Origin of the sequence: Streptomyces atriruber, assembly GCF_001418325.1 — a bacterium.
GTDB lineage: Bacteria > Actinomycetota > Actinomycetes > Streptomycetales > Streptomycetaceae > Streptomyces > Streptomyces atriruber.
The window spans coordinates 1-8,797 of the sequence record NZ_LIPN01000298.1; the positions used below are offsets into that span (position 1 = coordinate 1).

Below are 8,797 nucleotides of genomic sequence, written 5' to 3' on the forward strand. Positions count from 1 at the left end.
CCTCTCCGACAAGGGCACGGGCCCGGTGGGCGGGCTGCGCCAGGCCGCTGACGGAGCGGGGGGCCACCGGGGCCGGGTCACGTCCGGTAGCCGGTCGGTGTCAGTCCCGTTCCCCAGGTCGTTCCGCTGGTAGGTCCGCGGTGCAGGTCGCGCGCCCGAAGGCGCCGAACGCGGTGGCGCGCCGCTGGTGTTCACCGCGGATCGCGAGGGCGCAGCTCGCCTCGCCGCCCCGCTCGCCGAGTCGAATGCTGACGGCCGGATCCTTGCCGAGCGGCACGCGCACCGTCTTGCGCCACGGGAGCTCCACATCCGTCTCGACGGTGGCGCTTCCCCCGGCGTCCTTCGCGAGGTACGAGACGCCGGCGGTGCCCGTGCCGGTGATGCGGTACGTCACCGAGGCCGTGGGGACGGAGCGCCGCTCGGGCCCGTCGTCGCCGAGGAAGCCGTAGCCGACGAACCCGGCGCAGATGCTCAACAGCATCCCGCCCACGACCACCACGCGCCGGTTCGATATCTCACCGACCACCGTCGGATCGGCCGGATCTTCCGGAATGACGACTTCCCCCAAGTCGCCCCATTCTCTGTCCCCGTCCGAGCTTTCCTTCTGCATCTTCCCCCACCTCTGTTCCCCGCCCCCTGGCTGAATCGGGGCCGGTTATACAACACCGCGAAGGCGGTTCACCAGGCACAGGAGGAAACGGACCTTTCGCCTCGTGTCCGTGGCGCCAAGTCGGTTGAGGCGGCCAAGGGTTGTACGGAGAGGGCGATTCCCTGTGTGAGAAGGGGCACCGGCCCAAGCCGTCACGGCAGAGAGGCGGCTTCCGCTTGATAGGGGGAGGGGGCTTTGTGGGTCCTCTTCGTTGCCTGGTCGAAGGGGTGGGAGTCATGGATGGTGGCGGTGGGCATAGACATGCGATCGGTGCCGGGGATATGCGGGGTCACGCCCGGGGGTTTGTCGCGCACGTGACCGCTCGGAATCGGCTGCCGTTGGATTTCTCCGTCGCCAGTCTCCGCATCGTCGACTTCCTCATCGACGGCCTCCGCAAGGGCGGCCGTCCGCGCGGCGAGATCGCGGGGACGCTCTTCGGGCTCGGCGCCTATGTCGGGGAAGTCCTCGTGCGCCGCGCAGGCGCCGTCTGGGTCGACTTCGACGGCGAGCAGCGGAAATTCTTCGGGCAGCCCGTCGGCGTCCGGATGCCGGACGGTCGGGTGTGGAATCCCCTGGGGAAGGTCGTCAATTGTCTGGAGCGGGGCGGAACGGATGGCTCCGAAGTCTCGCTGCAGACCTTTTACCTCACGCTGCCGGGCCGGGTGCGTCATGTGGCGTGAAGTCGGTGACGATGGCATGTCGATGACTTATTGAGTCTTCTTTTGTTATGGGGAAATGCGGCACAGTGAGCCGCAGCGCGGGGAAGCGCGGGCGCAGGCAGGGCACGGGCACGGTGGGCAGTGTCAGCGGGGTTAAGAGGAGAGCGTGGCGCAGGGTGGGGTACATCGACGTTCGGCGGCTTGTGACGAAGAGCTGACTCGGGCTCTTGGGGCGGCTCGGGAGGGGGACGAGGAGGCTTTCTCCTTTGTCTATCGGTGCGTTCATCCCGGACTTCTCGGATATGTGCGTGGACTCGTCCGCGACGACGCGGAGGACGTGGTCTCCGAGGCGTGGCTGCAGATCGTGCGGGACCTGGCGACGTTCCGGGGGAGCGGCGCCGACTTCCGCCGCTGGGCCGCGACCGTCGCGCGCCATCGCGCCATCGACCATCTGCGGCGGGTGCGGAGCAGGCCGCGCGGCACGGTGATCGAGCAGGACGTGCTCGACCTGCCCGCCGTGGACGACACCGCGGGCCGGGCCCTGGAGACGCTGTCGACGGAGCGCGTGCTCGACCTGGTCGCGGCCCTGCCGCCCGACCAGGGCGAGGCGGTCCTGCTGCGGGTGGTCATGGGCCTGGACGGCCCGTCCGCCGCGCAGGTCCTCGGCAAGCGGCCGGGGGCGGTGCGGGCGGCGGCCCGGCGCGGAATCCTGCGCCTGGCACGGCAGTTGGCTCGTCCGCCGGACAGTGTGGGGCCTGTCCGGCGGCTGTCCGCGTCGGGCGGTCACGGCGGCAGGGCGTCGCTGCCGGGGTGCGCCGTCGCGTTGTGCGTCTTCCGGTGAGCTGGTGAGCTGATGAGCGCTGGGGGTGCGGGGCTCGCCGGGTCCTACTCGTTGAACCACTCGGAGGTGACCGTCGAACCGCCGCCGTTCCACTTCAGCGTCATCTCGTACCAGCCGTCGTTGCCGACGTTGTACGGGTGCTTGTCGCATCCGGAGTCGCCGCCGTCGCCGTCGGTCCACAGCGTGGAGATGTTTCCGGCCACGTACTGCTTCTTCAGCGAGCCGGTGACGCCGTTGCCGTCCGCCTTGGTGTCACAGATCTCGAAGACGTCCCCGTCGTCGTGGAACTTCATGTAGCCGCGGCCGTCGGGGAGCGTGATGGTCTTGTCGCTGACGCGGACACCGGCGGCCAGGGCCGGGCCCGACGAGACGGCGAACAGGGTGGCGGCGGCAGCTCCGACCACGGCGATGCGGGTGAACGTCGATCTGGTCGATCTGTTCATGGGGGTCCCCATCTTCTCTGCGGGGCCGGGGCGCGGCCCGAATGTGACGGACGTTTTCCGCCATGGCGGAAGATTCGCGCCATGGCCGAGATTGTTGTGGCGGGGCGTCCATGTTTCCTTGATTCCCGCTGGAGACCGTGAGGCTGTCGGTGACGCCGGTCCAGGAGCGGCGAAGTCTCCCCAAATGCCGTGCGCCGCAGCTAACCTGACGAGCCATCATTCGTCGACCGGCCGCCGCGGCCACGGAGAGGCCCGTGCCTGACGAACTCGGATTCGACGAGCTGCTGGACGACGGCGGCCTGATCGCCCGGCTGCTCGGGAAGACCGCGGCCGGGCGCAGACGGGAGCTGCTCTACGGCGCCGATCTGCCCGTCGTGCTCCTCGTCGGCGGACCCGGCATGGGCAAGGGCAGGCTGCTGCGCTGCATACGCACGCGCTTCGGGCCGCGCGTGCCCACCGCGTACGTGGACTGCGCCCTGACCGACTCCCGGGTGCTGGCGGAGGAGCAGCCCGGCAGCCGTTCGGAAGTGACCGAGGTGCTGCGCAGGATCGCGCTGCAGTACGGCGACTGGGGCGGCGACGGGGGAGGGATCGCCGTGCCGCGGCTGTACGCCGGACTCGCGGCCGTGGCGGCGAGCGACCCGCTCGCCCGCGCCGCGCCCCTGGTGGACGAGGTGGGGCGGCTCGACGGGATCCTGCCGCCCGGCTCCTTCTGGCGCGGAGTCCTGAAGGGAACCGCGAAGAACTACGCGGGCTACCTGGCGGGGCTCGTCACCAGCCCGCTGGCCGGGCCCTTCCTCAACGCACTGCTCGACGGTCTGTTCGCCCGCGTCTCCACGGAGGGCAGGGCCGCCCTCGCCGCCTGCTACGGCGAGTATCCCGGCGCGGGCGGCCACCCGCAGGCCGGACTGCGGGCGCTGGGCGAGGACTTCCAGCAGGGCGGCGAGGCACGGCGGCTCGCCGAGGGCTTCCTGTTCCGGGCGCTGCGGCAGGACATCGACGCCGCCTACCACGGAGTGCGCGGGCGCATGTCGCGCGTGGGGCGCCCCGCCCTGCTCCTCGACCACGCGGACGGCTCCCTGGGCAGGCGGCTGGTGAAGGCGGCGCTGGAGGACCGGGAGCGGGGGCACCACGACCGTCTCGTGGTCTTCGCGACGGCCCGGCGCGAGGACGGCGGCCGCTTCCTGCACCGGGCGGGGAGCAGCCATGACGGCATGGCCACCTGGCAGCCCTTCACCGGGACGCTGCCCGAGTGGAGCCGTCCGCCGGGCGGAGTCCCCGACCACGCGCCCCTGTGGCGCGGCGTGCTCCTCGTCCGCATGCCCGTGCTCACCCGCGACCGGCAGAAGGACGAGATCAGCCGGCTGCGGGGCGGCCATGGGCAGCCGGACAACGCGGTGCGGCTCCGCATCCACAGCGGTGTGCACCGGCTGAGCGGGGGCCGCCCGCTGTTCGTGACCCGGCTCGGCGAGGCGACCGCGGCAGTGGCCATCGCGTTTCCGACGCCCGAGGAGTGCACCGACTGGGCGATCCTGGACGCCCGGGTCCGCGCGGGCGAGGACGAGCAGGGCCGCCCCGTGGCCGACCGCCCGGTGGCCGACGTGCTCGTCGACGAACTCGTCGTCCACCAGCGCCCCGAGGAGCTGCCGCCGGAACACCGCGGCCACTGGCTCGACCTGCTCACCCATCTGTCGGTCGCCCATGACGTGGAGTGCGCCCAGACGCTGATGCGCGCGGTCCAGGAGGGCCGTACCGAGCAGTTGAACGCGTACCGCATCGCCGAACTCCTGGAGGACACCGGCTGGCCCGGCTGCCCCCGGCACTTCATCGGCGACCTCGGCCTGCGCCGCCTCCTCACGCGTCGGCTGTACGGGCTGCGGGCCGCGGGCGCCGCCTGGCACGCCGACCACGCGCTGCTGCAGGGCCACTACCGCGACCTGGGCGACCGCCACCCCGATGCCCTGTTCGTCACCGCCGCCGCGCACCGGATGCACCATCTGCTCGCCTCCGACGGCGCGGACCTCGTCACCCGGTACCTGGCGGACTCCTTCCGCACCCGTCCCGTCGACGAGTGGTGCGAGGAACTGCTCGCCATCGCGGACGCCGCGCTGATCGGCGTGGACGACGACCGGTACGCCCGCGCCCTCGGCGAGACCCAGGTGCGCGGCGACACCCTGCGGCGCCAGGTCGACCGGCTCCTGCACGCCGTGTGGCTCACCGAGGACCGGACGCAGCCGCTGGAGGAGATCGTGCCCGGCGTCCTGCGCGGGCCCCTGCGGGAGCTCAGCGAGGAACTGGCGAAGCTCGCCGACGAGGCGGTGCGCGACCAGGGGCCCGAAGGGGCCGACGTGGCGCGGGCGGCGGACGGGGCCGCCCTGCTGATCCGCATGGCCCGCGACTGGGGGGACCGGGCCGAGGACAAGCAGCCGCTGAAGCGGTGTGTGTGCACCGAGCACATCGGCTTCGGCTGACGGAACGATTCACCACCTGCACGACCGGAGTCACCTGCACGACCAGATCCACCGGCACGACCGGAGTCACCTGCACGACCAGGAGCAATCGGTAGAGGGAGGGCAGCGTTGAGGCAGTTCGGGAACTGGCTGTACAACACGTTCTTGGCCAACTGGATGCGCAGGATCCTCACGCTGCTCGGCCTCGCGGCCGCAGGCGTGCTCCTGTACGTGTTCCTGCCCCCGATCGGCGAGGCCGACCGTTGCGCCACCGGCGTGGAGAGGCACGGGGGCGAGTGCATCGGCGTCAACGGCACCGGATACGCCTTCGGCACGCCGGAGATCGACAAGGTGGCCCGCGCCATCGCCAAGGAGAACGAGGAGTTCGTCGGCGACAAGCCGCACGTCACCGTCGCCCTGATGATGCCCCTCCAGCCCGACATCGCCGCCGAACGCATCCAGCTCCGCAGCGAGATCCAGGGCGCCTACCTCGCCCAGTACCGGGCCAACCGCGAGGAGAACACCCCGCTGCTGCGACTCGTCCTGGCCAACCCCGGTGACTCGTACGCCCAACAGGAGCGCGTCGTCGACCAGTTGGCGGATCTGGCGGACGACAAGAAGGAAAACCTCCGCGCCGTCACCGGCTTCAACCTCAGCCTGGACGCCACGAAGAAGGCCATCGCCCGCCTCACCGACGAACTGCACATCCCGGTCCTCGCTAGCCGCGTCAGCGCGGACGAACTCGCCAACCCCGAGCGGGGCACCGAGGATCCCTATCCCGGCCTCGCCCGCATCATCCCGACCAACCGCCAGCAGGCCGACGCGCTGGCCAGTTTCCACGGCGAGCTCAGGGACGAACAGACCGTGCTGGTCAGGGACAAGCGGGAGCACGACATCTACAACAACTCGCTCGCCAAGGCCTTCAGCCGCGACGAGAAGGGACCGCCCGGACCCAAGGACCAGACGTTCGAGTCCCCCTCCATCACCGACCCCGGGGACACGGGCAACGACTTCACCCTCATCGCCCAGAACATCTGCCAGTCCACGGCACGCTACGTCTACTTCGCGGGCCGCCCCGTCCACCTGCGGCTCTTCGCCCTGAAGCTGGCCGACGTGCAGTGCCGGGGGAAGAAGTACACGATCGTCAGCGGCTCGGGCGCGGCCACGCTCAACCGCTACATGAAGGACGGCGACTGGGAGCGGCTGCGCGGCGGCGGCAAGGAACCCCTCGTCACGGTGCAGTACGCGGCGCCGGGCCACCCCGACGCCTGGGACCGGGAGCTGCGCGGCACGAAGGACCCGCAGGCACGCGCCCACCTCGCCGAACCGCGGGCGGAGCTGAACAGGCTGCGCGCGCTGATCGACAAGGGCAGCGCCGGGGACATCGGGCCCGTTCCGCTGGAGGATTCGCGCACCATGCTGGTGTACGACGGCACGCGCACCGTCGCCAAGGCGGTGCTGCTCGCCAACGCCCAGACCGAGGGCACGGTGCCGCCCCTGAAGCGGGTCTCCGACATGTGGCAGCGCCTCGAAGCGGTCAACCGCGTCCGCGGGACCAGCGGCTGGATCTGTCTGACCAACGCGGGCAACGCCTACGACAAGCCCGTCGCCGTGGTCGAACTCGATCCGCGTACGGAGAAGTTGCGGTTCGTCGGCATCGGCTGGCCCGAGGGCAGGCCCCAGCCGCAGGACTGCAGGGTGCCCAGCGACACGTGAAGGACGTGCGGCACCGCTCCCCGGGCGCGGACCCGGAGAGCGGCGCACCGGTCGCTACGGCGTCAGCGACCGGCCGAGCCGGGCGCCCGCCGGGGTGCCCAGGAGCGTACGGCCGTAGTAGACGCCGCTCGATCCCGGGACGCCCGAACTGCCGCTGTCCAGCTGGAGGATCGTGCCGTCGCCCGAGTCCTCGCCCTCGACGCCGATGGCCAGGCTCGCGCGGCCGGTGCCGGACAGGTCGGCCAGCGTCACCGAGGAGCCGAGGCGGTCGCCCGACTCGGTGGAGCCGGGGACGTCGGGCTCGTCCTGCGAGAAGGCCTTCGCGCCCGAGCCGGTGAGGCCGGACGAGGAGCCCTTCAGGAGCAGGGAGGTGCCCGCGTCCTTGCGGTTCTTGTCGGCGCGGGTGATGTCCTCGTCCGGGGCGCCCGCCAGGACGTCCGCGTAGCCGTCGAGGTTGTAGTCGCCCGCCGCGACCGACCAGCCCATCGCGTCGCCCGCCTCGGCGGCGCCGGGCACCCCGGACGTCGCCTGGTGGACCGTCTTCATGCCCGTCGTCGTGAAGCCCGTCGACGTGCCGGGGACCACCGTGACCTGGCCGCCCGCGTGGGCGCCCGACTCGGCGGTGTACGGCTGGCCGACGACCAGGTCGTCGTAGCCGTTGCCGTTGACGTCGCCCACGGCGACCGAGCGGCCGCCGGGGACGGAGAGGACGCCGACCCGGCTGAGCCCCGAGCGGCCGCCCCTGAACCAGGCGACCTTGCCCTTGCCCGCCTGGTCGCGGTAGGTCAGCGCCACGTCCGCGTAGCCGTCGCGGTTGAAGTCGCCGGACGCGGCGTCGGGGTAGGCGATGGCCGTGTCGCCCGAGGTGAGGCTGCCGCCCGACTCGTGCTCCGGGTCGAGCCGCGCGGCCCACGAGCCGCCGGTGCCGGTCGCCGCGGCGAAGACGTCCGCCTTGCCGTCGGCGTTGAAGTCGCCAGCGGCGACCGCGGAACCGAACCTGGCGCCGGGGTAGTGGAAGTCGTCCGAGAGCTGCATGTCCGTGCCGGAGGTGAACTTCGGCCCGTACAGCATCGTGACCGCGCCGCGGTCGGCGTTGCCGGACGTGTCGTCCTCGCCGGGCGCGCCGATGACGAGGTCCGCGTGGCCGTCGGCGTTCAGGTCGCCCCACGCCGTGGCCGCGCCCCAGTTGTCACCGGCCTCCGAGGTACCGGGGACGCCCGTGCTGGTCTGGGTCAGGGAGATCCTCGAAGCGCCCACCGGACCGTCCGGGCCGCCGGGGACGACCGTCACGCGGCCGCGGCTCGACGATGCCTGCGGGGTGCCGGCGATCAGGTCGGTGATGCCGTCGCGGTTGAAGTCGCCGGTCGGGACGGCGGAGTTGCGGCCCGCGCCGCTCGCGTAGCGGCGTATCTCACCGAGCTTCGCGTACAGGTTCTTGCCGGGGCAGACGGTCGCGAAGCCGTCCCGGTGACCGGAGACCGTGTTCAGCGAGGCCTGGTCGCCCTTCTTCCACACGCCGGTGTCGTCGGCGGCGGTCAGCGTCACCTTCCCGGCCGGGTCGCCGCCGTACTGACCGAGCTTCCAGGCCGCCACGCGCGCCACCGACTCCAGGGCCGCGCGGGTCGGCCTGCCCGCGGGCTCGTCCGTCGCCGGGTCGCCCTCGAAGTCGCCGAGGACGGCGATGCCCGTCGAGTCGCCGTCGAAGCCGTGGGTGTGCGCGCCGCGCACGGGCAGGTCGATGCCGCCTGCGCGGCCCTCGAAGACCTGGCCGCACTTGTCCACGAGGAAGTTGTAGCCGAGGTCGTTCCCGCCCTCGGTCTCCACGTGGTACGTCATGATGCCGCGGACCAGCGACGCGGACTGGGCGCAGCTGTAGTCGTTCGTGCCGACCGTGTGGTGGACGAAGACCGCCTTGACCTTCTCGATGTACTCCGGCGGGTCCTTGACGGCGGACTCGTCGGCGCCCCAGGCCGCGCGGTTGATGACGGGCGGCCGGGTGACCGTGGACGGCGGGGCCGTCGGCTTGGTCGGGGTGGGGT

The 8,797-nt window shown here is 71.8% G+C and carries 7 protein-coding genes; 4 read left to right on the forward strand and 3 right to left on the reverse strand.

The genetic code is table 11. The features are described 5' to 3' along the window. Window positions 1-100 precede the first annotated feature (100 nt). On the reverse strand, window positions 101-610 hold the full coding sequence (locus AOK03_RS27925) for a hypothetical protein (protein WP_244177781.1): 510 nt from the start codon (window positions 608-610) through the stop codon (window positions 101-103). Between the two features lie 320 nt (window positions 611-930). Here AOK03_RS27925 and AOK03_RS27930 point away from each other — a divergent pair, with 320 nt between their 5' ends. After that, on the forward strand, window positions 931-1,329 hold the full coding sequence (locus AOK03_RS27930) for a hypothetical protein (RefSeq protein ID WP_055568123.1): 399 nt from the start codon (window positions 931-933) through the stop codon (window positions 1,327-1,329). A gap of 145 nt (window positions 1,330-1,474) precedes the next feature. Beyond that, on the forward strand, window positions 1,475-2,149 hold the full coding sequence (locus AOK03_RS27935; RefSeq protein WP_079075001.1) for an RNA polymerase sigma factor: 675 nt from the start codon (window positions 1,475-1,477) through the stop codon (window positions 2,147-2,149). Between the two features lie 44 nt (window positions 2,150-2,193). Here AOK03_RS27935 and AOK03_RS27940 read toward each other — a convergent pair whose 3' ends face one another. Then, on the reverse strand, window positions 2,194-2,592 hold the full coding sequence (locus AOK03_RS27940; RefSeq protein ID WP_055568124.1) for a hypothetical protein: 399 nt from the start codon (window positions 2,590-2,592) through the stop codon (window positions 2,194-2,196). Window positions 2,593-2,846: 254 nt separating this feature from the next. Here AOK03_RS27940 and AOK03_RS27945 point away from each other — a divergent pair, with 254 nt between their 5' ends. Both AOK03_RS27945 and AOK03_RS27950 read left to right on the forward strand, forming a co-directional pair. Beyond that, window positions 2,847-5,063, forward strand: a complete 2,217-nt coding sequence (locus AOK03_RS27945) for a hypothetical protein (protein WP_055568125.1) — start codon at window positions 2,847-2,849, stop codon at window positions 5,061-5,063. A gap of 108 nt (window positions 5,064-5,171) precedes the next feature. After that, entirely contained in the window at window positions 5,172-6,758 is a 1,587-nt protein-coding gene (locus tag AOK03_RS27950; protein WP_244177782.1) for a type 1 periplasmic-binding domain-containing protein, read from the forward strand. A 54-nt stretch (window positions 6,759-6,812) separates the two neighbouring features. Here AOK03_RS27950 and AOK03_RS27955 read toward each other — a convergent pair. Next, a partial coding sequence (locus AOK03_RS27955; RefSeq protein ID WP_055568126.1) for an FG-GAP-like repeat-containing protein occupies window positions 6,813-8,797 on the reverse strand: 1,985 nt, incomplete at its 5' end.

Bases quoted from the DNA above. Each gene is read 5' to 3' on its own strand.
- AOK03_RS27940 (WP_055568124.1), bottom strand. From the start codon at position 2,592: ATGAACAGATCGACCAGATCGACGTTCACCCGCATCGCCGTGGTCGGA.
- AOK03_RS27925 (WP_244177781.1), bottom strand. From the start codon at position 610: ATGCAGAAGGAAAGCTCGGACGGGGACAGAGAATGGGGCGACTTGGGG.
- AOK03_RS27930 (WP_055568123.1), top strand. From the start codon at position 931: ATGCGGGGTCACGCCCGGGGGTTTGTCGCGCACGTGACCGCTCGGAAT.